Below are 24,754 nucleotides of genomic sequence, written 5' to 3'. Positions count from 1 at the left end.
AAATTCGATTATGATCCTGATAATAGACGATGATGCAGCCGTTCGTTCTTCGCTAACCTTCTTGTTGAAACGGGCCGGGTTCGAGCCGGATGCTGTTCCGGGACCGGAAGAAGCGTTGGCTGTCGTACGCCGGACGACGCCGCAGCTTATCCTGATGGATATGAACTTTACGCTGACCACCACCGGTGAAGAAGGCATACAACTGTTGAAGCAGGTGAAGATCTTCCAGCCCGACGTTCCGGTGATCCTGATGACGGCATGGGGATCTATTTCGCTTGCCGTGCAGGGAATGCAGGCAGGCGCTTTCGATTTTGTGACCAAACCCTGGAACAATCTTGTGCTGCTGAAATCCATCCGTACGGCGATCGAACTGAGCGAACAGAAGAAGGAGCAGGAAACACCTTTGAACCGCCTGGATGCCGATAATAAATTTCATTTTGACAAGATCATAGGCCAGAGCGCTCCGCTGATGGAGGTGCTGGGTACGGTTTCCCGGATCGCTCCGACCAACGCCTCCGTCCTGATAACCGGCGAGAGCGGAACAGGGAAGGAGCTGATTGCCGAGGCGATCCATACGAACAGCCCGCGTGCGAAGGAGCCATTTGTGAAGGTCAACCTCGGCGGACTTTCGCAAAGCCTTTTCGAAAGCGAGATGTTCGGGCATAAGAAAGGTGCATTTACTGATGCCTATATCGACCGTACCGGACGTTTCGAGATGGCGAACAAAGGGACGATCTTCCTCGACGAGATCGGTGATCTCGAACTGTCCTGCCAGGTGAAACTGCTACGTGTCCTGCAAGACCAGACGTTCGAGGTACTGGGTGACAGCCGTCCCCGCAAAGTTGATATCCGTGTGGTCAGCGCGACAAACTGCAATCTGCGTGAAATGGTGGCTGAGCGTACGTTTCGGGAAGATTTGTTTTACCGCATCAACTTGATAACCGTCCACCTGCCCGCGCTTCGCGAACGTAAAGACGACATTCCTTTGCTGGCACGCTATTTTGCAGACAAACAGTCGGAGATGAACGGCCTGCCTGCCGTCCGCTTCTCATCTGAAGCCCTGAACTTCCTGCAAAAGCTGCCTTATCCGGGTAATATCCGTGAATTGAAGAATTTGGTAGAACGAACGATGCTGGTATCGGGCAAGGCAGTCTTGGAAGCCTCCGACTTCGAGAGCCAGTGTCTCCATACGACACTGTCGGCAAAGGTTGAGGCCGTCCCGTCGCTCGATGGCCTGACTCTGGACGAACTGGAAAAGCAAACGATTCTCCAGGCGTTGAAGACACATGCCGGTAATCTTTCGCATGTCGCTACGGCACTCGGCATCAGTCGGGCGGCCTTGTACCGCCGTCTTGAGAAATATGATATCCCTGTAGACAAATAAATCGTTGGGCTGATGAGAATAAGAGGACTGTTTTGGATATTGTCTGCATTGCTGTTGTCTGTATTGGCGATCATTACCTATCATGCTTTCTATACGGAATCGTCCTTCATGTTCTTCTTCGTGGAAGGGATCGTGATCTTGACGATCATCTATCTGCTTGTGTTCTATAGTCGTATCATCAAGCCTCTTAATATTATTGGTAACGGTATGGAACTGTTGAAGGAGCAGGATTTCAGTTCCCGCCTGAGCCGTGTGGGACAGAAGGAGGCGGATCGCATTGTCGATATTTTCAACAAGATGATGGAGCAATTGAAGAACGAACGCTTGCATTTAAGGGAACAGAACCATTTCCTGGACTTGCTGATCAACGCTTCGCCGATGGGGGTGATTATGCTGAATCTCGATAAGGAAGTGCTCTCCGTCAATCCGGCGGCTCATAAGATGCTGGGAATCCCCTCCTTGCCGGATATCGTGGGAAAGCACCTGCCGGAATTGGATTCGCCTTTGGCGGCGGAGTTGGAATCGATCCCCTTGTATGATTCGCAGACGGTTCGCCTGAACGATGCCAATATATATAAATGTACGCATTCGTCGTTTGTGGATCGTGGTTTCCATCATTCGTTCTACTTGGTGGAAATGCTGACGCAGGAAGTCTTTAAAGCCGAAAAGAAAGCGTACGAGAAGGTGATCCGTATGATTGCCCACGAGGTGAACAACACGACTGCTGGTATTACTTCCACACTCGACACGCTTGAGGCGACCTTCAGCGAGATGCAGGACACGGAAGATATCTGTGAAGTCCTGCGTGTTTCGATAGAGCGTTGCTACAGTATGAGCCATTTTATCACGAATTTTGCCGACGTGGTCCGTATACCGGAGCCGCAAACTAAGACACAACCGCTGAATGCGGTCGTCTTTTCGTGCAAGCGTTTTATGGAAACGATCTGCCTGAACCGGAATATCCGGATCGTGATGGAGCTGGACCCCGTTTCGCCGGTTGTCAATCTGGACAATTCACTCTTCGAACAGGTATTGGTCAACATCATCAAGAACGCCTCCGAATCGATTGACCATGATGGCGAGATTTATATCCGTACCTCCCGTAATCCGGTCTGCTTGGAAATCGCCGACACCGGGAAAGGAATTGACAAGGAGACGGAGGCCAAACTGTTTAGCCCCTTCTTTTCCACCAAACGCGGCGGTCAGGGCATCGGCTTGATTTTTATCCGCGAAGTGCTCCAAAAGCACAACTGTTCCTTCTCTCTCAGGACGTATGCGGACGGACTGACACGGTTCAGGATCTTGTTCGAGTAGTATCTTATATACGTGAAGCTGCGCAGACATTTACCGGAATAGTCTATGTGCCGGACGATTTGGAAAGGATTAACATTTGAATAAACACCAACCGATAGCTATTCCGAGCGTGGCAGATACTATGCCGGAACCTTTGTCGCACGGCTTTATATTCATTTTTTGTATAAATAAAAAAAGAGGGCTTCGGCCCTCTTTTTATTTGTCGAGTTATATTGCCTTGCTTATTTTGCAGCATTGATAGCATCCAGGATCTTTTTGGAGTTGGCATCGGCTGCATTCAGAGCGACTGCCTGTTCCAGGTAACCTTTTGCTTTTGCCATTTGAGCATCTGCTTTTTTCTTTTCGGCAGCGTATTTGTCTGGATCGGATGTCGCGATAGGGTTGGCATCGGCCAGGATTTTTGCTCCTGCATTGTAGAACATAACACCGAGGCTGTACAAGGCGTTACCTTTATATTTGGTGTTACCTACAACTAATACGTCTTTAAACAGTTCTTCCGCTTCGTCTGTCTTACCTGCTTTCTGGGCTGCCTGTCCTTTCTTCATGCAATAAGCATACAAAAGTTTTTCGAGGTTTGCGTTCTGAGCATTTGCTTTCAGACCCGCTTCAACTGTAGCAGTAAAATCGGCAGCTTTGTCCTGGCTGCGCAAAGACATTGCTTTTCCAACATAAGCATCGTCTGCTTTATAGCCTTTTTGGATAGCCATGTCGTAGAACTTGATGGCATCGTCATACTTTTTAGCATTGTAAGCAGCAAATGCGCAGTTAAAAATGCGGCTTTCATCTTCATAGTTCGTAAGTTTCAGGTATTCGCTGTACTTCGTTACAACTTCAGGATAGTTTTTTGCAGTCATGGCTGCGTCTCCTTCTTCGCGCAGTTTGTCTGCGTTTGCATCTTGTGCGAATAAATTGCCTACACTCAGGCAAAAAGCCAGTAATAAGATAATTTTCTTCATGGTGATTAAATGTAATATTTAAATTAGTTCGACTAAGGTAGTAAGTGTAGTGTAAGGGACAAAAGGATTTTGTGTTTTTTTAGATTTATAAAGAATATAGGGGAGAAATTTATGGATCGTTCCCGTGCTTGACACCATAACCGTTAAGCACGGGAACGGGGCTGTCCTGTTCTACAAGGCAGGATAACAGGGCAACTCAAAAGCCTCTGCTACTGCCGGGTAAACGATGTTTCCTTCCACGATGTTAAGTCCGAGTGCCAGTGATTTGTCGTCTTCGCATGCCTGTCTCCATCCTTTGTCCGCCAATTTCAACACATACGGAAGCGTGGCGTTGGTGAGGGCAAGCGTCGAGGTTTGGGGGACAGCTCCCGGAATATTGGCTACACAATAGTGTACGATCCCGTCTACTTCAAAGACCGGATCGGCGTGGGTCGTCGGGTGGGAGGTCTCGAAACAACCGCCCTGGTCGATAGCGACGTCTACCAATACGCTACCTTTCTTCATCAACCTGAGCATGTCGCGGGTAATCAGGTGAGGCGCTTTGGCGCCCGGTATCAGGACGGCTCCGATCACCAGGTCTGTTACGGGCAGTTCCTGTTCAATGTTGTGGGTGGAAGAATATAAAGTCTTGACATTGGCAGGCATTACTTCGTCCAGATAACGCAGGCGCGGCAAAGAAATGTCGGCTATTGTGACATCTGCGCCCATACCGGCAGCCATTAAAGCACCGCTGTGTCCGACTACGCCGCCGCCTAATACGAGCACTTTAGCCGGTTTGACGCCTGGAACGCCGCCTAACAGGATCCCTTTTCCTCCTTGGGGCTTTTCCAGGAAACGGGCTCCTTCCTGCGTAGACATACGTCCGGCCACTTCGCTCATGGGAATCAAGAGGGGAAGTATGCCGTCGGGATTCTCGACCGTCTCGTATGCCAGGCAGACAGAGCCGCTTTTCATCATCGCTAATGTCAGCGTTTCGTCCGATGCAAAATGAAAATAGGTGAAGAGTAACTGGCCTTTTCGCACGAGCGGATACTCGGTTGCGATCGGCTCTTTTACTTTTACGATCATCTCGGCTATCTTATAAATATCTCCGATAGTGGGGAGGATCTGTGCACCTGCCGCCTCATAGGCAGCATCCGGGAATCCACTGTTTTCACCGGCTGTATGTTGCACATACACGGTGTGTCCTCGTGTTACCAACTCCTTTGCACCGGCGGGCGTAAGTGCCACGCGGTTCTCATTGTTCTTGATTTCTTTAGGAATTCCGATGATCATATTGTTAGTATTTAATGGATTATTGGTCCACAATATACGAATAATATGACAAAATGATATTTCGTAAACGTTATTTTTTGAAAATAAGGATGTTTATAATTGCCGTCCGACAAATAAAAAAGGCGGCCTCGAAAAGGCCGCCTTTACTTTATTCTTACCGGACAGGATTATAAGCCTTGTCCGTGGCAGTTCTTGTATTTTTTTCCGCTTCCGCAAGGGCAAGGATCGTTGCGGCCTACGCGTTTTTCGGCGCGGACCGGTTCCTGACGTTGTTTTTCGCGTGTGTCGATCGCATTATTGCCGGAGAGATCCGCTTTCTGTGCCTGGTAGCGGCTCATGTCCTGACGGCGTTCTGCTTCGGCCTTCTGGATGGCGATGCTCTGGCGGGCGGCTTCTTCCATTGCTGCCTGGCGGGCGGCCATCGCCTGCTTTTCTTCTTCCGTCGGTTCTTCGCGGACAGGGATCTGGCCACGCATCAGGACGGCAGCAGTCTTACGGTTCATCACATCCACCATGTTCTTGAACAGGTTGTACGATTCCAGCTTGTAGATCAACAGAGGATCTTTGTTTTCATAGCTGGCGTTCTGTACCGAGTGGCGCAGTTCGTCCATTTCACGCAGGTGCTCTTTCCAGGCTTCGTCGATGGTGTGCAGGACGATCGATTTCTGGAATGCTTTCGTGATGGCCTTGCTTTCCGTTTCGTAAGCCTCTTTCAGGTTGCAGGAAACATTATACATACGTTTACCATCCGTGATAGGGATCATGATGTTTTCATACATGGCGCCTTGGTTTTCGTAAACCTGCTTGATAACCGGGTTGGCTACCTGCGTCATTCGTTCCATGCGGCGTTTGAACAGTTGCAGAGCCTCTTCGAACAGCCTGTCGGACAGTTTGTCGGATTTTATCGCCTTATATTCATCTTCCGTGAACGGAGATTCCATTGCGAATGTCTTGAACAATTCCAGCTTGAAGCCTTCATAGTCGATTTCCGCATGTTGGTCTACAATGGCAACGGATGTATCGTAAATCGTATTCAGCACGTCCAGGCCGATACGTTCTCCCATCAGGGCGTGACGGCGGCGGGTGTAGATTACGTTACGTTGCGAGTTCATCACATCGTCGTATTCCAACAGACGCTTACGGATACCGAAGTTGTTTTCTTCCACCTTTTTCTGTGCACGTTCTACGGACTTGCTCAGCATGCTGTGTTCCAATACTTCGCCTTCCTTGAAGCCTAATTTGTCCATCAGTCCGGCGATCTTCTCGGATGCGAACAGACGCATCAAATCGTCTTCCAGAGAAACGAAGAATACGGAAGAACCCGGGTCACCCTGACGTCCGGCACGACCACGCAACTGGCGGTCTACACGACGGCTCTCGTGACGTTCCGTGCCGATAATGGCCAAACCGCCGGCTTCCTTCACTTCTTTGGACAACTTGATGTCGGTTCCACGACCGGCCATGTTCGTTGCGATCGTTACGGCAGCCGACTGTCCGGCAGTGGCCACGATCTCGGCTTCCTTCTGGTGCAACTTCGCGTTCAATACGTTATGTTTGATCTTACGCATGGTAAGCATACGGCTCAACAATTCGGAGATTTCGACGGATGTCGTACCTACCAGTACCGGGCGTCCTGCTTCGGTCAACTGGACGATCTCTTCGATTACGGCGTTATATTTTTCACGCTTTGTCTTGTAGATGCGGTCGTTCATATCGTTACGGGCGATCGGGCGGTTTGTCGGGATTACGACAACATCCAGTTTGTAGATGTCCCAGAATTCGCCGGCTTCCGTTTCAGCCGTACCGGTCATACCTGACAGTTTGTGATACATACGGAAATAGTTCTGCAGGGTGATCGTCGCGAATGTCTGTGTGGCGGCTTCTACTTTCACACGTTCCTTGGCTTCGATAGCCTGGTGCAGACCGTCGGAGTAGCGGCGTCCGTCCATGATACGCCCCGTCTGTTCATCGACGATCATGACCTTGTTGTCCATCACGACATATTCGTCGTCTTTCTCGAACAAGGTGTAAGCTTTCAGCAACTGGTTAATCGTATGTACGCGTTCGCTCTTGACGGAGTAGTTGGCCAGCAATTCGTCTTTCTTGGCTTGTTTCTCTTCTTCGTTCTGGATATGTTCCAGTTCGGAAAGCTGGGAAGTGATATCGGGCAATACGAAGAAAGTCGGGTCGTCGGTCTTGCCGGTCAGCAGGTCGATACCTTTATCAGTCAATTCGATACTGTTATTCTTTTCGTCGATCACGAAGTACAGTTCGTCTGTCGCTTCGTGCATGTGGCGCATGTTTTCGGACATGAAGTATTCTTCTGTCTTCAGCATCTGGGCTTTTATCCCCTGTTCGCTCAGGAATTTGATCAACGCCTTGTTGCGCGGATATCCCTTGAAGGAGCGGTACAGCTGGACGGAACCTTCTTCCACCTCTTTCTGGTCGCTGCTTGCCATTTTCTTCTTGGCTTCGATCAGCATCTTGGAACAAAGGTCTTTCTGTGCGCTTACCACGACTTCCACGTTCGGGCGGAACTGTTCGAACAACTGTTCTTCGCCGCGGGGAATCGGGCCGGAAATAATCAATGGCGTACGGGCATCGTCGATCAACACGGAGTCGACCTCATCGACAATGGCATAGTTGTGCTTGCGCTGAACCAAGTCGTTCGGGCTGATCGCCATATTATCACGCAGGTAGTCGAAACCGAATTCGTTGTTCGTACCGAACGTGATGTCGGCATTGTAGGCGGCACGACGGGCGTCTGAGTTAGGTTGGTGCTTGTCGATACAGTCTACCGACAGCCCGTGGAACATATACAATGGGCCCATCCATTCCGAGTCACGTTTTGACAGGTAGTCATTCACGGTTACCACGTGCACGCCGTTACGGGTCAAAGCGTTCAGGAATACCGGCAGGGTAGCCACCAATGTTTTACCTTCACCGGTCGCCATTTCGGCAATCTTACCTTTGTGCAGTACGACGCCACCGAACAACTGTACGTCGTAGTGGATCATATCCCAGGTGATTTCGTTACCACCTGCAACCCAATGGTTGTGGTAGAGAGCCTTGTCTCCGTCGATTTCCACAAAGTCGTATTTGGTAGCTAAGTTACGGTCGAAGTCATTGGCCGTTACTTCGATCGTCTCGTTTTCAGAGAAACGGCGAGCCGTATCCTTCATGATGGAGAATACTTCGGGAAGGGATTCTTCCAGTACCACTTCCATCTTTTCCGTGATATTCTTTTCGATCTTGTCTACTTCGGTCCAGATCGCTTCACGTTCTTCCAGTTCCTTGTCGTCGATGCCTTTGCGTAATTCTTCCACTTGGGCGCGTTCATCGGCTACATAATCCTGGATACGCTGTTTGATTTCATCCGTTTTTGCACGAAGCTCGTCGTTCGAGAGCTTTTGGATTGACGGATATACGGCCTTGATCTTATCCACATACGGGGTAATTTCTTTCAGGTCACGCTGCGACTTATTGCCGAACAGCTTCGTCATAAATTCATTAAATCCCATGATATATTTGTTTTATTTATTTTCTGTCAGTCGGTACGTATGGCGGTACGTCCGTGGGTATATATAATATGTATAATGCGCGGTGTGGCAGAAACGCACCGCCTGCGTTCCTACCGCGGAATCGTGAGTTCTGTCAACGGCAGAGAATTGCTGGCATTGGGTGGCCTGATCCTTAGCACATGGGTTACCGTAGGGGCTACCTCTGTGGCTTTTACTTCGCGGTAGATATGTTCCGGCTTGATACCGTTGCCCATAAACACCAGCGGGGTTATAACAGCATTATTTCGTATTACTTTTACTTTCGCTTTCGGGTCGTCGTTGTTGATGGTCCATCCGGGCTGCAACTCGATGATCAGGTCGCCACGGCTTGAAATATGCGTGCCGTGCAGGTATTTGGAGGTTTTTTCGTTCCAGTTGCCTGTGCGGAGGACGTTCTCGGTCGCAACGAATTGTACGCCGCTGAACTCGCGCAGGAATTCGGCTGCCTTCTCCTGTATGACGGTCAGTTCTAACTTCGCATCTTCTATCGCTTTGCGGTTCAGGTAAATCTGGTTGTTATAGAAGCCTTTGACCCAACTCGTATGCTGGCCGTAAAGTGCCATCAGATACATATTAAGCAGGGCGACGCAGCGTTTCGGATGGAACTCGCCATTCGTCAGTTGCATGCCGTCTGGATATTCTTCTTCACTCTTGTAATATCCCGAACCGGTAAAGACGATCAACGTGTTGCCGAGCCCGACTTTCTTGTCGATCTTGTCCAACAACTGTTCCAGATCTTTATCCAATTGATAATAGGTGTCTTGTATCTCGCGGGTATATTCCTTGTGCATATTGCCGCGATAGTTACCTGCATAATAAGTGATGGCAAGCATATCCGGACAGGAACGTGTACCGAAAGCCCCGTATTCGAGGAACTGAAGCGCCAGGCGGTTGACTTCCTTATTGATAAAGGGCGAGGTCTTCAGGTTGAAGAAACACTCGTTCGTATTTTCCTTGAACGTGTATTTGAAAGGGATTTCATCTAACACGTACGGGAATGCGTTGAACTTATCCGGTGACAAGGACGGCGTCCAAATCATCTGTTCCAGACGTGCCGACAAGGATTCCGGGCCGTTGTTGTAACGATCCACATACCAGGGAAGCCCTTTGTAGTAGGTCGTCGTCGCCCATTTGCCATTGTAATCGTCCATCCAGAAAGCGCCGTTTGCCGCATGTCCGGCAGAGAGGATCGCACTTTCCGGGTCGGGAGCGATGGCATATACGTCGCTTCTGCCTTTGGAAGCGATTTTCAGTTCGTCACCGATCGTGGAACTGATCAGTTTCCGGGGAGAATAATGCTCTTTCGTATAGTTGCCGAGATAGTCCGGGTCGTACAAGACCGAAACCTCCTTTTCCTTGTCAAAATCGTAGATATTCTTTCCCGATATCCCGCTGAAATTAGGATTGCTTCCGGTGAACAGGGTGGCAAAGGCACTGGCTTCGTCGATGTCGGAAAATTCGAACCGGATGTTGTTATACACCAGTCCTTCGTTCATCAACCGCTTGAAACCGCGTTCGCCGAATGTGTTGTAAAAATATTCTATGTAATCGCCCCGCAACTGGTCGACGGTGATGCACACGACCAATTTGGGCGTGCTTTGTTGAGCCTCCAGATTGGTTGCTGCCAGAATTGCGATGAGCGATGTCAGTATTTTTCGTACCCGATGTTCCATATTTTTCTGTAAACGCCATATCCCGAACGTAGCCAAAGGCTCATTACCAGCGGGATAAATGCTGTATTTAAATGCTGCGGAATGAAATGCCAGCCAGCGAGCATTAGCGTAAGCGCCGCAAAGTTAATAAAATGATAATAATATGCGGTCTTTCTTAACTTTTTTACTGCAAACAAAATAACAGCTGCTAAGTCAAAAGGTTGTAACCAGATGATATTCCAATTCGGGCAAACGCCTGGATGTGTCGAAACGAAGCTCAGGAAAAATAGTACGACTCCTGCTATACCAGCTATGAAAAACAAGATGCAATCGACAATCCTGAAATAGCTTTTGCGGCGCCATTCGATGAGCGTGACAGCCAGTATGACCAGAAAAAAGGCCCAACAGCAAACAAGCGGTGTAAAGAAGCCCGTGTCCGGTTTTGTCTCATCAGTAAGCCCGTTTATTAATGTTTGGGTTGAACTTACCAATTCCTTCCGGGAACCGTCTGCGCCGGTAATGGTTGCCGTGCCGAACGCTTCTTTCAGGTAGGGCGGAAGGAACATCATCTCATGGGGAGTCGCGATCCGGTCGGTCGGGTTGCCCAGTGCCAGGTCGCACCCGAACGTAAGCCACGGTTTGTTACGTGTGCAATCGTTGATGAGGTCGCGGAAGGTCTGCTGTTCGAATGGTGCGTGATAATCGATTTTCCCTCCTGCATACTTCTCTATGATGGCGGCAGGTCGTGTTGCGCAATTGTCGAAAAAGAAATTATAGCGGTACACGCGGTTCTCCGGCTGGTTATTGATCATCAAGGCTTCCCATATCCGTGCTTTTCCGGCGGAATCGATATCCAGGATTTGTTCGGTGACTTCGCTCCCCCGCATCTCGTATTCGATCAGGAAGTCGCGCGTATATTGCGCTGCCAGCCTGTAATCGGTTTCCCCTTTTGCAAACCGGTAGATAAAGTTGGGCTTCGAGAAGTCGAATATCCCGTAATTAAATACGGTATCGAGCTTTTTTGACGCATCTCTTACCCGTAAAGCCGTATGCCCGTAGACCGTATACACTTCGTCTTCCGATGGCGAAACGGTCAATAAGCTGATCTCGGCATCTTTGCTGAGCAGCGGGTATTGCGCTTGAAGGGAGACGGAGATAAAGAGTAGAAAGAGTAGGAATATATATTTTTTCATGTAAATAAGTCTTTAATTCAGTTCGTGAACGATATTCCCATTTCGGAATCTGCTTGCAAATAGCTTTTGGCTATCGCATCTCCCATTGAACCTAAGCGTCTCCGTATGGTTTCTCCTTCGAGGATGACATAAGGGATGCGTGCATCATCATTCGCTGATGAACGTCGTTTTTCATCTTTTAGAAAATTAATATCCTTGATGCGTGGTTCTATAATTTGCAGTGCGGAGATAACGTCTTTCTGTAACGGTGTTAATGCTAAACGATCAAATAGGGAAGAGTTGTCTTCATTGTTCGTATCGCCCATTTTGACATATTGCATGGAAATGGTTGTCTCTGGCAAAAAACGGCTTCTGCCGCCATAAAAGGGATAAATTGTTTTTTGGTTACCGTATGTTATTTCGAGCCCGATTCCCAGATTGTCATATATCTCATAGGGGTTAACAGATTCGATGATCGTGCGAATGGTACGATCTATCCCGTTTTCGGAAATCTCCATTTCCGTGAAATGGACAAATCGGAGCGCTATTTTTTTTAGGTTGCTTGTAAATATTTTTGAGCTTTCGGAACAACTGAATTCAATCGTTAAATTAAACATCTTATTTTTATCGAAGTCCGGAACAAAAGAAAGAAACCGTTCCATCTCTTTCTGAATGCGTTCTTCATTATTGTATATCGGAAAGTCGACACCTTCCCCTCTGAACTTCAACAATTGTTTAAGCCAGTCAATACGCCCGCCGGCTTGGAGAATGGAAATCCCTTCCAACAGTGAAGACTTGCCTACGTTGTTTTCACCGGCAATAAGATTTACTGTTCCAAGATTATTAATCTGTATATCTTCCAGATTCTTGTAATTCTTGATGCTTAAACTGTTCATGTCAAATAGTCCTTTTGTGTTGTTACAGCTGGTTACATATATCCGTTTAGTCTGTCTCTAAGGTTACAAAGATAGTTTATCCTGGCTATATTTCCCATAATTTATATCCTTTGTTTCCTGCAATATAAATCACATATTTCCGGATTTTGAAGTCCGGGAACATTTCTTGTGCATCGTCGGCGTATCGGCTGACCTGTTCCGCATCGGCAAGCGACGGTTCTGTGAGCGACAGGATACGCTTGGACTCTTTTGCTGGGAAGTATTTGAATTCAACGATTTGTTTGTTTTTATGATAAGCCGTTCCGGGACGTCCGGTTATCTCCCAATCGGCCCGTCCTGACGGATAGTTTTGTTCCAGGGCAAACAGGTAATCGCTGCTCAGATAACGATTGCATAATTCATAAAACGTGTTGCGGATAAAATTCTCATTCATCTTGTCAAAGCTCTGCGCGGCAAATTGGCCGAGATAAATTCGATAATATCCGTTGAACAGTGTTTCGATCGAATGATCATGCGTAAACTGTTCGAAGAAACCGACATATTTGTCGGCGGTTCCCCGTAAGTCGTTTATGGTATTATAATAATCCGTAAAGATGGTTCGCATGGTGTTATTGGGCAAAACCATCTGGAAGTTATTGTGCAAAGTCGTCATCCCCAGATAATAAAGCGAAATCGGATAGAACTCTTTCTCAAAGAGCTGCTGCCGGCTGAATTTGCTTTTCAGCATCTCCCGCGTATAGCTGAGCGTCCCGTTGTAAACGAGCCGGTGAAGCATATCTTTGGCGCGTTCTTGCCCCAATGTGAGCTTCCGAATCCAACCTAAATCCGTCCGCAAGTTTTCGTCGATCAGTTCGTCGGGGATTACTCCGCCGTTGATCGTGAAATCTTTTAAGAAATAGGTCAGGATTGTGGAGTTGTAGATCGGTTCGGCCCCAGGCAGGAAGCGATAACCGTCGTAGTTGTTGCGGATGATCTGGCGGACTTCCGGCAGTAAATTCTCATCGAAGCCGTACGCACTGAAAATCGTCTGCAAGTAATCTTCCGTTTCTTTATGGGTAAAACCGAGCATGTTGACTAAGTTCGGTTGCAAAGTAACCATTTCTGCAATATTGAACCCGCTTGTCAGGTCATCCATCGTGATCGGCAACACGCCGGTGATGAACACGCCGCCGACGCTTCGGGTCTTTACGCCCTCTTTGATGATTTTGAAGAAAGTACGCAGGAAGCTGTCTCCGGTTGTCAGCTCGTTGTAAAGGGAATCTTTATTGGTCGTGATCAACTGGTTGGTGAAATTGTCATATTCATCTATAATAACGTAGACAGGCGGAAGATTGTTTCGCTGCACATATTCCAGTATATTGGAGAATTGGACCGTCGCATTTTTGGGATTGCTGAACTCGAAACCTTTCATGTATTTCCCGTATACTTGCACGAAACCGGCCATATAAGGTGAAATGATATCATTGAAGTTTTGTTCGAGGTCTTCCAGGTTATCAGCTATCGGAACGATGGAGAAATCCAAGTGCAGCACCATGTAACGATTCTGCCGTCCGGTAGGATGCTGCCCGATCCAGGTATCGCCGAACAGCCGCTCGAAACGATGCGCTTCGTTCAGGTCGTAATAATAATCGAGCATCGTGCAAAACAAACTTTTTCCAAACCGGCGGGGGCGCAGGAAGACCGGTACTTCGTATTTTTCGAGTTCTGCAATGTAGTTTGTCTTGTCTACGAAATAATAATTGTCTTCACGTATTTTAGCGAAGTTCATTACCGCATACGGAATCTTATATTTGATTTTATTCTCCATCTCCTTTGATAAATGATTGATATCTTGACAAATATACGCAATTATATCTCTTTTTCCGGATTTTCCGCCAGCAAATAAGTCACATGCGTGCTGCCCCCTACACGATATAGCAATCCTTCTTCGACATATTTTTTCAGGTCGGCTGTCGCCTGGTAGCGGGAGCAGGCGTTCAATTTCGTGTATGTGATCGTCGTGATGCTTTCATTGCGCTGCAGATAGTCCAGCATCCTTGTTTTGCGCTCCTCCGGCATATAGCAAGTAGCTGTTTTTATCTTTTCCAACTGAGCGGATTTCAACTCGTTCTTCAGCTTTTCCGAGCAACGGAAGTTCACGTTGTCAAGACTTACGACCGACCTGCCGTCAGGCAATTTCTGCGTGCGCAGGGAAGGGGAGAAGTGCCCCAAGCCTTCCAGTTCAACATTGTCCCCGTATTTGAGCGAATGCCCGATTACCCAGACGAAGGAGTCGAGCACGGCTTTGACGTCGGCCGACGAGATAGAGCCCCGTTCGCAGACCAAAGCGCAGATATCGTCCATTTTTTGTGTACTGCGCGCGATTGCCCGTGCGTGTGTAAGTTGTTTCCCCTTCCTGTCGTTCGGTTGCGGAGTTTTGTGTACGCTGAATTTAATTGCCATTGCTTCTATTGTTTAATTACCCGGCAGATAATCGGAAATATCCTCCGGCTGTTTTGTTTTTCCCTCCGGGTAATCGTTTGTCGATAACCGTCGGCAGGCCTGTTGACAACTGTCGGCAAACTTGTCGACAATTATCGGCAGGCTTGCTGACAATTGTCGACAGGCAGATCGTTGAGCTACAAATATACGACAGATCGGGGGAAAATGTTCAGGAGTTGGGGGTTATTTTAAGAAAAGATTGTGTATGGCTAAGGAAAGGAAGTTTAGCCACAATCGCCTGTCTCCTTTTAGGCAAAAGCTGGATGGCGTTATATGGTAGAAGTTTAATTTATTTCTACCGTTTGAAAAGGGTATCACTTTACGATATGTGAATAACTGTAATGGTATAAGCCTATTAGAGTATTATACTATGTTTGTTGTTTGGTTTATGTTTTTATTTGTTAATAAAATTTATTTCATATAATTGATTTATAAATAGACAAATAGCGCGCTAATCTCTTTCTTCCTCTATTCTTTAACCGCTGAATAAAATAGATATGACGTAGTTCTGGTAGAACTATGTTTTTATTTGGGTGCAAATATACAAATGTATTATTTATAAAAATCAAATTATGTTCAAATTTGCATATGGATATGTCGTATAACATAGTTTTGAATATTAAGTCAATGCCTTATATTATAACTGTCATCCTACAATCAGATGCATAAAAAGACTGTAGTATGAATCAATATTTTTAACACTTGTAATTAAAAATCATAACGTTTTAGTTCTTATGTTATTTTAAATGTAATAATCTTATTTACACATGCTTATGTCCATGTTGAATATAGGTTCATCCCCAAAAAACTATTAGTTCTACCAGAACTAAATAGTCTAATGAACTTATACAATAAATCTAAATGTGTAATTATGATGAAAAGAAGAATGTTGTTGTTGCTTACCTGTTGTATAATAGGTATAGGTATGGTAATGGCTCAAGTATCCAAAGTGACAGGGAAAGTCTTGTCGGAAGAGGATGGAGAAGCGGTTATTGGTGCGACTGTAATGGTGAAGGGGACAAACATTGGAACTGTGACTGATGCAGATGGTTTTTTTAGTTTGAATAATGTTCCCGGTTCTGCGAAAGAATTGGAAGTGTCATACGTCGGTATGGAGGCACAAATCGTGAGAATTAAACCCAATTTGACTATTCGGATGAGAACATCGTCTGAAATGTTGGATGAAGTATTAATTACCGGGACTTACGGTTCTGCAAAAAAATTAGGTTCGATGGTCGGATCAGTAGCCTCTGTTAAATCGGAAAGAATTTCGAACCGCCCAAGTGCGAACTTTGCAGATGCTCTACAAGGACAGGTCGCCGGTTTGCAGGTCTTTACCTCTTCGGGCGAACCGAGTGAAAATGTGTCCATGCGTATGCGTGGTGTCGGATCTATCAACTCTTCAACGGAACCGTTGTTTATCTTGGATGGCTCCCCGATATCAAGTGGCGTGTTCACTGCTTTGAATCCGAGCGATATCGAAAATGTGACGATTCTGAAAGATGCTTCTTCAACTTCTATCTACGGTTCGCGTGCAGCAAACGGTGTGGTTGTGATTACGAGTAAACGAGGAAGAGGTTCGAAGCCGACCGTGATGGTAAAAGGACAATATGGATTTTCTCAACCAGCATTGCCGACATCAGAGATGATGAATACGACGCAATATTATAATTTATGGAAAACAATTAATCCGAATGCTGATTTTTCCCAAATTGAAAATGCAATGCGTTTAGGGATCTCGACGGACTGGAAAGACTATTTTCTGAAAGATAATGCACCGACTTGGCAATTGGATGCAAGTATTTCCGGGATGGCCAACAAAACGAATTATTTTATTTCTGCCAGCCATTATGATGCCGATGGTGTGGAGCCTGCTTCGGGAATGCGCCGCGAGACATTGCGCAGTAATCTGGATACGAAGGTTTTCGATTGGTTGCGTGTTGGTGTGAATTTAGGTTTGTCTTATGAAGACTGGGAAACTAATGGATTTGCCGGAACAGGGAATAGCTGGTATAATGTGTCGACATTGAGCCGTTGGGCTTTCCCGTTCGAAACTCCGTATGAAGTGTTAGAAAATGCGGACGGTAGTATTTCATATGGAAAGCGCAAAGATTTGTTAGATGTTTTGGGATTGTGGAATCCATATTATTTATTAGAAAACCAGCCGACGGAAAAAAATAAGATCCGTCTTTTCGGGAATATGTTTGAAGAAATAACTCCGATAAAGGGGCTGACACTACGTGCTTCTCAGGCTATGGATGCTTTCGATTATAGATATCGTTATAGAAATAATCCTGCCAAATATAATAATTATTCGGGTTCGGCTGCTGAAACTTTCCAGCGTTATTCTTCTTTTACTTTAACGAATACCGCTGAATATAAGTTTGAGATCAACAAATTGCATAATTTCACAGCCCTCATCGGTCAGGAATCTATTATTTATGATGGCAGTTCTTTCGGTACAAGCGTAGATGGGATTACAGATGATCGCTTGACATTGGTAAGTCATGGTACAACGTATAAAAAGCCGAGTGCTGATTTGAAAAAGAAAGTGATGAATTCTTTCTTTGCCCGTGCCGAATATAATTTTGATGAGAAGTATTATTTGGACGCTTCTTATCGTACAGACGGTTCTTCCTTGTTCGGTGTTAATAATCGTTGGGCTTCATTCTTCTCTGTAGGAGCGATGTGGAATATGAAGAAAGAAGGATTCCTTTCTGATGTTGATTGGTTGTCAGATCTGCGTGTGAAGGCAAGTTACGGAACAACCGGTAACTCGGCTTTTGAAGGTGATCCTTATTATCCGGCCTTAGGTCTGATCGGTACGGGCAATTATAACGGAGGGCAGTATTTTGCCATTTCTTCCGTGCAAAATGATGATTTGACTTGGGAAAAGCAAAAGACGTTGAATATCGGATTTAACTCTTGTTTCTTCAATCGATTGAACATTGACTTTGATTTTTATAATAAAGTGACGCAGGATATGTTGATGACGATTCCGTTCTCTTATACAACAGGACATGGTTCCGGTTGGGGAAACATCGGTAGTATGTTTAACAGAGGTGTTGAGTTGTCCGCTTCTTACGATATTATATCCAATAAAGACATGTTTTGGAGTGTATCGGCCAATATTAACTACAACAAAAACGAAATAACGGAATTATTTGGAGGACGTGATGAATATGTTGTGGCAAACACCGGTTTGAAATATGAGGTGGGAAAGCCTTACGGAGAATTCTATTATGTTAGATGGGTAGGTGTCGATCCGCAGGACGGACAGCAAATCTGGTTGGACAAGGATGGAAATGAGACGAAAGTATATGATGAAAATAATGCAGCATATACAGGAAAACAACAATATGCTCCGTGGTCAGGCGGTTTCAGTACACGTTTCGATTGGAAAGGCTTCAGTGTGAACGCCGATTTCTCTTTCATGTTGGGTAAGTATATGATTGACAATGACCGTTACTTCGTTGAAAATCCGAATTTTGTAGGTCAATTGAACCAAACTGTTGAAATGCAAAACATGTGGACTACTCCGGGGCAGATCACGAATATTGCAGCTGTTAATTCTCCGAGATATTTCGACACGCATTTATTGGAGAATGCTTCTTTCTTGCGTTTGAAAAGCTTGACTATCGGTTATAATCTGCCACAAAGTATGTTGAGAAAAACAGGCTTTATCCGGGGGCTAAGAGTCTTTGCTGTCGGACGTAACTTGTTGACTGCAACAAAATACCAAGGTGCTGACCCGGAAGTCGATTCGAATTTGCAGTTAGGTAAATATCCGAATACCCGTCAATTCTCGTTCGGAGCTGAGTTTACATTCTAATTAATTAAAAAAGAACAGAAATATGAAAAAGAAAACTATATTGTCTTTGTTTGCCTGTTGCTGTGCGGCTTTTACTGCTTGCGACATGGATCTGACGTCGGAAACTTCTATTGCGACGAATGAATCGGTCCAATCCGTCTTGGACTGTCAGAAATACAGTAATTTGTTTCATGCGGAGTGGCGTTCATATTTGCAAAACACGTATGCAATGGATGCCTTGGTTCAGTCTGGCTTGATAACCGCCACTGCCGATTACGGAAATACATACGGAGCTTTTTACCGTTGGGAATTTACGATTACGGATGGCGCTTTTTCGGGATGCTGGAGCAATAACTATAATTATATTGCTAATGCCAATGTCTTGTTGAAGGGAGCACAGGCTTTGCTGGACGCCAATACGCTGTCGGATGCGGATCGGGCATCGGTTCGCCTTTATATGGGGCATGCTTATTTTTCGCGTGCGTTTGCCTATTTCGAGTTAGCGCGTCATTTCTGTAAAAGCTACGAGGCTTCTACGGCTACCAGCGATTATGGTGTGCCTTTGGTTTACGAATACAATCCTTCCTCTAATGATGCCAGCTATCCGGAACGGAGTTCTTTGGCTGAAACCTTTGCACAAATAGATGATGATTTGGCCAAGGCGGAAGAATTGGTGATAACTGCCGGAGAACAGAATTCAGCTTATATCACGAAAGATGTCGTCAAAGCTCTGAAAGCTCGTGTGGCTCTTGAGAAGGAAGATTATCCGAGCGCGATTTCCGCTGCGACTTCATTGATCGATAGCGGGACATATCCTTTGATGACAGATGCCGATGCCTATGCGGATATGTGGGTGCATGACAACGGTACGGAGGCAATCTGGCAGTTCGCCATGATTAAAGGGCAGGAAGAGTGTCCGAATTCGTTGGGTAGTGCTTTTAGCGGAATTATTGATGTTTTGCCTCGTCCTTCTTACATACCGACTAAAACGGTATTAGGGTTGTATGATCAGGATAATGACATTCGTTATGATGCTTACTTTACTTATGATTCGATCGACGCTCAGTCTGTGAGCGATTTTATGCTTACTTATTGTAAAAAATGGCCGGGAAATCCTGATTTTTATGACGGGAAGAGCTCTAATGTCAATAAGACGAAAGCATTTCGTATCTCTGAAATGTATCTGATAGCGGCAGAAGCATACGCTATGTCCGGTGATGCAGCCAATGCGTCCGAAATATTGAACGAATTGAAAGCTGCCCGTATCAAAGGATGGAACGACAAGGCGTATAGTGGCGATGCTTTGATGAAAGAGATTCAGGATGAATATGTCCGCGAATTGTTCGGCGAAGATCCCCATATCTTTAACATGAAACGTTGGAAGAAGGGGCTGAACCGTTCTACGAGCGAAGCGCAGGTTCAGTCTTATCTGCCGGCTTTGGGTACGGATATGGTCAAATCAGCGGACGACCACATGTGGGTATGGCCGATCCCGAAAGATGAAATCGACTCCAACCCGCAGATCAAAGGACAACAGAATGAAGGTTATTAACCTTTTTATAAACACACATAAATAACTATAGGGGAATGGCTGAATGTGAATTTCGCCATTCCCTGCTTTCCAAACCGAAACCGGCTCCTGTTTATCGTTTGAAAGAACGGTAAGTCCTCTCATATAGACGTCAGTCTTGTTACGTTAACTGAAATAAATTTTTTAATGTACTATGTATGAAACGGGCTCGAATATTGCAAGTAATTATCTTCTTTGTCCTTGCCTCTCTTTCTGCCTGCCAAGACGATTTGCTGGTCGTTGGACCGGATGAAGAGGCTTCGGCTTCTCTTTTCATGACTAAATCGGTGTCCGAACTTGACGAGAATCTGTTGTTGATCCAAGCTGCCATGCAGCACGTCGACAGTATCACTCCTTTTTTTGACAGATTTACCCGGTTGTATGGAACTCCCTTGTGGCAATATGCATTGCCTATGGGAGAAGAGGAAAGGGACATCTCTTATCTTGTTCCGGTTTATAAGGAAGAAATCCCGAATATCATTCATACGATTTGGTTTTTTGATATACAGGGGGATACGCTTCGATACCGGACGATTACACGTGAGAATGAACAGATTCGTGCTTACCAACAGGATTTTGTCTTCGACGAGTTGAGTTACAATATCTTTGGAGACGAATCGGCAGGAGAACTTAAGTTCGAAGATCCGCCTCAAACCCGTGCTTGGGGGAAAGAATACTATGATTGCCATTATGGGATCATAGAGTGGAATGACATTGAAGTCTCCCGTGGTTTATATTGTAAGGAACGAACGGTTTGGATCTCGGAAACCATAGATTATACAGATACCGACCCGATCATCGGAGGAGAAACGGGGATCGGAGGTGGAGGTGGCGGAGATGGAAGCAACAATCCTCCTCCCGGTTCCATTACCCAGGCAAACTTGATCCAAAAGATTCCGGATATAAAGAAAAGAATGAAGGAGTTGGCTTGCGGGATAGATGATGTGGATATTGTGCTTGTGGAGGGTGTGTGCACAAGTAATGCCAAAGTTGAAGTTGATAAGGAAACCGGAAGAAAGAAAATCATCCTTTGTTATAAGTTTTTTAATTATGAATATCAAGATCAAATGTCTATTCTTTATCATGAAGCCTATCATTGTAATCATGATGTGGCATGGTCAAGTGAGACTAAAATGCCTCTTGTTCCGCCGTATTATCTCCAAATACCTCCGGAACATAAAGTATGAATTTGACGGCATCACGAATCCTATGACCATTATCAATGGTGATGAATCTATGATTAAAAATCTGCTTTGTCCTGAATATTATAAAAACGAGATAAATGCATATAGTGCAGAAATACGGTTGAATCCTTCGGTTTCCGAAAAATATGTTCTTGAGAGACTGTATATGCTTTGGAGACAAGAAACGCTATATGATTATTCCTTAAAACATTATAAACATTAAAATCAATAAGTCATGAAAACTCAAGTGTTATTTCAAGCGCTATTATCCGTTTGTTTATTAATTGTGACAACTTGTTACGGTCAAACGGGATATAAATTGGAAGATTTGAAAGTGGAAAAGACCGGTTATGATTTGCAAGGTACTTTACGTGTCAGCCAATCTTATGATAAACAGACAAAGATGTTGGCATTAAAGATGAAAAATGAATACAAACATGACATCTTTTTATTTCAAAGTAGTACTTCGCCCCATTTGTTTGTATCTGAATATGCTGATCAGAGAAAGTTTCCTACAAATAGTACCCCGATAAGTATAATCGGAGTAGATATAACAGTGAGCAAGAAGAAAATCATCAAACCGGATTCAACTCATGTAATACCTTATAATTGTAAAGGGATGATTGCCAGAGGATTCGATCAGGTTTCTTTCGAAGGATATGTTCTGTATCATCTTGTGGATGAAAAAGAAGAGGTTATTGCGAATGGGTGTGTTGATCTTGAGGAACAACGTTTCGATCTGTAGTCTTGAATCTCTTTTTTTGTTGGTCTGAAAGAATGATGTTTCAGCTCATATATAAAAGAATATGTCGAATAAGGTTTAGGGTATTGGTTTTAATAGCCCTATTCCTTATTCGGCATGGACTCAATTATTCTTCAAATAAAGTATGGCTATGCCGGAATCACGAATCCTATGACCTTTATCAATGGTGATAAGGGTAAGATTGAAAATCTGCTTTGTCCTGAATATTATAAAAACGAGGTAAATGCATATAGTGCAGAAATACGTTTGAATCCTTCGGTTTCCGAAAAATATGCTCTTGAGAGACTGTATATGTTGTGGAAACAAGAAGCTCTATATAATTATTCTTTAAAGTATTATAAATATTAAAATTGGAATCTTATGAAAACTCATGTATTATTTCAGGTTCTATTATCTGTTTGTTTATTTCTATCTGTAGCAAACTCAAGTTACGGTCAAACAAGATATAAAACATTCTGTAATGGTCAAACAAAATATAAATTGGTGGATTTGGATGTTAAAAAGACTGATTATGATGTACAAGGCACTTTACGGATTAGTCAATCATATGATAAAAAAAATAAAATATTGACATTAAAGATGAAAAATGAATATAAACATGATGTCTTCTTATATCAAAGTATTACGTCCCATTTATTCGTATGCGATTATGCTGATCAGGAACAATTTCCAGCAAATAGAATTCCTATAAGTATATCTGGGGACGTGATAATAAGAAAGAAAATCATCAAACCGGATTCAACTCATGTAATACCTTATAATTGTGAAGGAATGATTGCCAGTGGATTCGATCAGGTTTCTTTCGAAGGAACTGTTCCGTATTTTCTTGTGGATGAAAAAGAGGAGATTATTGCGATTGGTAGTTTTAGGTTAGAGGAAAATCGTTTCGATCTGTAACTTAGAATCTCTCTTTCTTGTTGGTCTGAAAGAATGATGTTTCAGCTCATATATACGCGAATATGTCGAATAAGGTAGGGTATTGGTTTTAATATCCCTATCCCTTATTCGGCACAGACTCAATTATTCTTTAAATTAAAGTATGGATTTGACGGTATCACGAATCCTATGACCTTTATCAATGATAATGAGGCTAAGATTGAAAATCTGCTTTGTCCTGAATATTATAAAAACGAGATAAATGCATATAGTGCAGAAATACGTTTGAATCCTTCGGTTTCCGAAAAATATGCTCTTGAGAGACTGTATATGCTATGGAAACAAGAAACGCTATATGATTATTCCTTAAAACATTATAAACATTAAAATCAATAAATCATGAAAACTCAAGTGCTATTTCAAGCGCTATTATCCGTTTGTTTATTAATTGCGACAACTTGTTACGGTCAAACGGGATATAAATTGGAAGATTTGAAAGTGAAAAAGACCGGTTATGATTTACAAGGTACTTTACGTGTCAGCCAATCTTATGATAAACAGACAAAGATGTTGACATTAAAGATGAAAAATGAATACAAACATGACATCTTTTTATTTCAAAGTAGTACTGCGTTCCATTTGTATGTACGTGAATATCCTATAAAAAGAATCAGTACCCCGATAAGTATAATCGGAGTAGATATAACAGTGAGCAAGAAGAAAATCATCAAACCGGATTCAACTCATGTAATACCTTATAATTGTGAAGGAATAATTGCCGAAGGATTCGATCAGGTTTCTTTCGAAGGAATTGTTCCGTATTTTCTTGTGAATGAAAAAGAAGAGGTTATTGCGGTTGGGGATGTTTGGCTCGAGGAACAACGTTTCGATCTGTAGTCTTGAATCTCTTTTTTTGTTGGTCTGAAAGAATGATGTTTCAGTTCATATATACGCGAATATGTCGAATAAGGTAGGGTATTGGTTTTAATATCCCTATTCCTTATTCGACACAGACTCAATTATTTTTCAAATAAAGTATGGCTATGCCGGAATCACGAATCCTATGGGATTTATCAATGGTGATGAGGGTAAGATTATAAATCTGCTTTGTCCTGAATATTATAAAAACGAGGTAAATGCATATAGTGCAGAAATACGTTTGAATCCTTCGGTTTCCGAAAAATATGCTCTTGAGAGACTGTATATGCTATGGAAACAAGAAACGCTATATGATTATTCCTTAAAACATTATAAACATTAAAATCAATAAGTCATGAAAACTCAAGTGTTATTTCAAGCGCTATTATCCGTTTGTTTATTAATTGTGACAACTTGCTATGGTCAAACAGGATATAAATTGAGGGATTTGGACGTTAAAAAGACCGGTTATGATTTGCAAGGTACTTTACGTGTCAGCCAATCTTATGATAAACAGACAAAGATGTTGACATTAAAGATGAAAAATAAATACAAACATGATATTATTTTATTTCAAGGTACTACGCCCTGTTTGTTTGTATATGATTATGCTGATCAGAGTAAGATTTCTACAAATAGAATCCCGATAAGTGTAATCGGAGTAGATATAACAGTGAGTAGGAAGAAAATTATCAAACCGGATTCAACTCATGTAATACCTTATAATTGTGAAGGAAGAATTGCCAGTGGATTCGATCAGGTTTCTTTCGAAGGAGCTGTTCCGTATTATCTTGTGGATGAAAAAGAAGAGATTATTGCGGATGGGTGTGTTGATCTTGAAGTACAACGTTTCGATTTGTATTGAATCTCTCTTTTTTTGTAAACGGCAGTATCATCTATATTCTTGTAGATTAGATAATAGCTCCAATTATTATTGGTATA

Annotated in this window: 18 protein-coding genes; 10 read left to right on the top strand and 8 right to left on the bottom strand. The window is 44.1% G+C overall.

Features of this window, described 5'->3' with window-relative positions; genetic code table 11:
• Nucleotides 1–10 precede the first annotated feature (10 nt).
• A complete protein-coding gene (locus H8S65_RS01885) occupies nt 11–1,384 on the top strand; it encodes a sigma-54-dependent transcriptional regulator (RefSeq protein WP_186928268.1) in 1,374 nt (457 codons plus the stop codon).
• A gap of 12 nt (nt 1,385–1,396) precedes the next feature.
• Complete coding sequence (locus H8S65_RS01880) at nt 1,397–2,698, top strand: sensor histidine kinase (protein ID WP_186928267.1); 1,302 nt, start codon at nt 1,397–1,399, stop codon at nt 2,696–2,698.
• 221 nt (nt 2,699–2,919) lie between these two features.
• Here H8S65_RS01880 and H8S65_RS01875 read toward each other — a convergent pair whose 3' ends face one another.
• From H8S65_RS01875 to H8S65_RS01840, 8 genes are all read right to left on the bottom strand, one after another.
• Complete coding sequence (locus H8S65_RS01875; RefSeq protein ID WP_186928266.1) at nt 2,920–3,654, bottom strand: tetratricopeptide repeat protein; 735 nt, start codon at nt 3,652–3,654, stop codon at nt 2,920–2,922.
• 171 nt (nt 3,655–3,825) lie between these two features.
• On the bottom strand, nt 3,826–4,929 hold the full coding sequence (gene ald, locus H8S65_RS01870; protein WP_186928265.1) for an alanine dehydrogenase: 1,104 nt from the start codon (nt 4,927–4,929) through the stop codon (nt 3,826–3,828).
• Between the two features lie 167 nt (nt 4,930–5,096).
• Nucleotides 5,097–8,450 carry a preprotein translocase subunit SecA gene (gene secA / locus H8S65_RS01865; protein WP_186928264.1) on the bottom strand — a complete coding sequence of 1,118 codons (3,354 nt, stop codon included), beginning with the start codon at nt 8,448–8,450 and terminating at the stop codon, nt 5,097–5,099.
• Between the two features lie 110 nt (nt 8,451–8,560).
• On the bottom strand, nt 8,561–10,162 hold the full coding sequence (locus H8S65_RS01860) for an alkaline phosphatase family protein (RefSeq protein WP_186928263.1): 1,602 nt from the start codon (nt 10,160–10,162) through the stop codon (nt 8,561–8,563).
• On the bottom strand, nt 10,135–11,334 hold the full coding sequence (locus H8S65_RS01855; RefSeq protein ID WP_186928262.1) for a lipoprotein N-acyltransferase Lnb domain-containing protein: 1,200 nt from the start codon (nt 11,332–11,334) through the stop codon (nt 10,135–10,137). The genes H8S65_RS01860 and H8S65_RS01855 overlap by 28 nt, the downstream gene beginning before the upstream one ends.
• Nucleotides 11,335–11,351: 17 nt before the next feature.
• Nucleotides 11,352–12,209 (bottom strand): AAA family ATPase, encoded by an 858-nt coding sequence (locus tag H8S65_RS01850; RefSeq protein WP_186928261.1) that lies wholly within the window; start codon nt 12,207–12,209, stop codon nt 11,352–11,354.
• Between the two features lie 85 nt (nt 12,210–12,294).
• Nucleotides 12,295–14,016, bottom strand: a complete 1,722-nt coding sequence (locus H8S65_RS01845; protein ID WP_186928260.1) for an ATP-binding protein — start codon at nt 14,014–14,016, stop codon at nt 12,295–12,297.
• A 41-nt stretch (nt 14,017–14,057) separates the two neighbouring features.
• On the bottom strand, nt 14,058–14,651 hold the full coding sequence (locus tag H8S65_RS01840; protein WP_186928259.1) for an HU family DNA-binding protein: 594 nt from the start codon (nt 14,649–14,651) through the stop codon (nt 14,058–14,060).
• 913 nt (nt 14,652–15,564) lie between these two features.
• Here H8S65_RS01840 and H8S65_RS01835 point away from each other — a divergent pair.
• The 8 genes from H8S65_RS01835 (at nt 15,565) to H8S65_RS01800 (ending at nt 24,677) form a co-directional block, all read left to right on the top strand.
• Entirely contained in the window at nt 15,565–18,522 is a 2,958-nt protein-coding gene (locus H8S65_RS01835) for a SusC/RagA family TonB-linked outer membrane protein (RefSeq protein ID WP_186928359.1), read from the top strand.
• A gap of 22 nt (nt 18,523–18,544) precedes the next feature.
• Nucleotides 18,545–20,053 (top strand): RagB/SusD family nutrient uptake outer membrane protein, encoded by a 1,509-nt coding sequence (locus tag H8S65_RS01830; RefSeq protein WP_186928258.1) that lies wholly within the window; start codon nt 18,545–18,547, stop codon nt 20,051–20,053.
• A gap of 176 nt (nt 20,054–20,229) precedes the next feature.
• Complete coding sequence (locus H8S65_RS01825) at nt 20,230–21,258, top strand: hypothetical protein (protein WP_186928257.1); 1,029 nt, start codon at nt 20,230–20,232, stop codon at nt 21,256–21,258.
• Nucleotides 21,259–21,490: 232 nt separating this feature from the next.
• Nucleotides 21,491–22,000, top strand: coding sequence for a hypothetical protein (locus tag H8S65_RS01820; RefSeq protein WP_186928256.1), 510 nt, complete (start codon nt 21,491–21,493; stop codon nt 21,998–22,000).
• 114 nt (nt 22,001–22,114) lie between these two features.
• Nucleotides 22,115–22,366, top strand: coding sequence for a hypothetical protein (locus H8S65_RS01815; protein ID WP_147380301.1), 252 nt, complete (start codon nt 22,115–22,117; stop codon nt 22,364–22,366).
• A gap of 12 nt (nt 22,367–22,378) precedes the next feature.
• The gene (locus H8S65_RS01810) at nt 22,379–22,915 is read left to right on the top strand and encodes a hypothetical protein (protein ID WP_186928255.1); all 537 of its coding nucleotides are present in this window, start codon (nt 22,379–22,381) and stop codon (nt 22,913–22,915) included.
• 378 nt (nt 22,916–23,293) lie between these two features.
• Nucleotides 23,294–23,791 carry a hypothetical protein gene (locus H8S65_RS01805; protein ID WP_186928254.1) on the top strand — a complete coding sequence of 166 codons (498 nt, stop codon included), beginning with the start codon at nt 23,294–23,296 and terminating at the stop codon, nt 23,789–23,791.
• Nucleotides 23,792–24,167: 376 nt separating this feature from the next.
• Nucleotides 24,168–24,677: a hypothetical protein gene (locus tag H8S65_RS01800; protein ID WP_186928253.1), complete on the top strand. Its 510-nt coding sequence runs from the start codon at nt 24,168–24,170 to the stop codon at nt 24,675–24,677.
• The last annotated feature ends 77 nt before the right edge of the window (nt 24,678–24,754 follow it).

Origin of the sequence: Parabacteroides hominis, from assembly GCF_014287585.1 — a bacterium.
GTDB lineage: Bacteria > Bacteroidota > Bacteroidia > Bacteroidales > Tannerellaceae > Parabacteroides > Parabacteroides hominis.
This window is presented reverse-complemented; position numbering and strand designations above follow the sequence as displayed.

Excerpts from the sequence above, each read along its gene's own strand:
- H8S65_RS01845 (WP_186928260.1), bottom strand. The coding sequence starts at position 14,016 with ATGGAGAATAAAATCAAATATAAGATTCCGTATGCGGTAATGAACTTC.
- H8S65_RS01850 (WP_186928261.1), bottom strand. The coding sequence starts at position 12,209 with ATGAACAGTTTAAGCATCAAGAATTACAAGAATCTGGAAGATATACAG.
- H8S65_RS01815 (WP_147380301.1), top strand. The coding sequence starts at position 22,115 with ATGGACTCAATTATTCTTCAAATAAAGTATGGCTATGCCGGAATCACG.
- ald (WP_186928265.1), bottom strand. The coding sequence starts at position 4,929 with ATGATCATCGGAATTCCTAAAGAAATCAAGAACAATGAGAACCGCGTG.
- H8S65_RS01885 (WP_186928268.1), top strand. The coding sequence starts at position 11 with ATGATCCTGATAATAGACGATGATGCAGCCGTTCGTTCTTCGCTAACC.
- H8S65_RS01855 (WP_186928262.1), bottom strand. The coding sequence starts at position 11,334 with ATGAAAAAATATATATTCCTACTCTTTCTACTCTTTATCTCCGTCTCC.
- H8S65_RS01805 (WP_186928254.1), top strand. The coding sequence starts at position 23,294 with ATGAAAACTCAAGTGCTATTTCAAGCGCTATTATCCGTTTGTTTATTA.
- H8S65_RS01860 (WP_186928263.1), bottom strand. The coding sequence starts at position 10,162 with ATGGAACATCGGGTACGAAAAATACTGACATCGCTCATCGCAATTCTG.
- H8S65_RS01840 (WP_186928259.1), bottom strand. The coding sequence starts at position 14,651 with ATGGCAATTAAATTCAGCGTACACAAAACTCCGCAACCGAACGACAGG.
- H8S65_RS01800 (WP_186928253.1), top strand. The coding sequence starts at position 24,168 with ATGAAAACTCAAGTGTTATTTCAAGCGCTATTATCCGTTTGTTTATTA.
- H8S65_RS01835 (WP_186928359.1), top strand. The coding sequence starts at position 15,565 with ATGAAAAGAAGAATGTTGTTGTTGCTTACCTGTTGTATAATAGGTATA.
- H8S65_RS01820 (WP_186928256.1), top strand. The coding sequence starts at position 21,491 with ATGAAAACTCAAGTGTTATTTCAAGCGCTATTATCCGTTTGTTTATTA.
- secA (WP_186928264.1), bottom strand. The coding sequence starts at position 8,450 with ATGGGATTTAATGAATTTATGACGAAGCTGTTCGGCAATAAGTCGCAG.
- H8S65_RS01875 (WP_186928266.1), bottom strand. The coding sequence starts at position 3,654 with ATGAAGAAAATTATCTTATTACTGGCTTTTTGCCTGAGTGTAGGCAAT.
- H8S65_RS01810 (WP_186928255.1), top strand. The coding sequence starts at position 22,379 with ATGAAAACTCATGTATTATTTCAGGTTCTATTATCTGTTTGTTTATTT.
- H8S65_RS01880 (WP_186928267.1), top strand. The coding sequence starts at position 1,397 with ATGAGAATAAGAGGACTGTTTTGGATATTGTCTGCATTGCTGTTGTCT.
- H8S65_RS01825 (WP_186928257.1), top strand. The coding sequence starts at position 20,230 with ATGAAACGGGCTCGAATATTGCAAGTAATTATCTTCTTTGTCCTTGCC.
- H8S65_RS01830 (WP_186928258.1), top strand. The coding sequence starts at position 18,545 with ATGAAAAAGAAAACTATATTGTCTTTGTTTGCCTGTTGCTGTGCGGCT.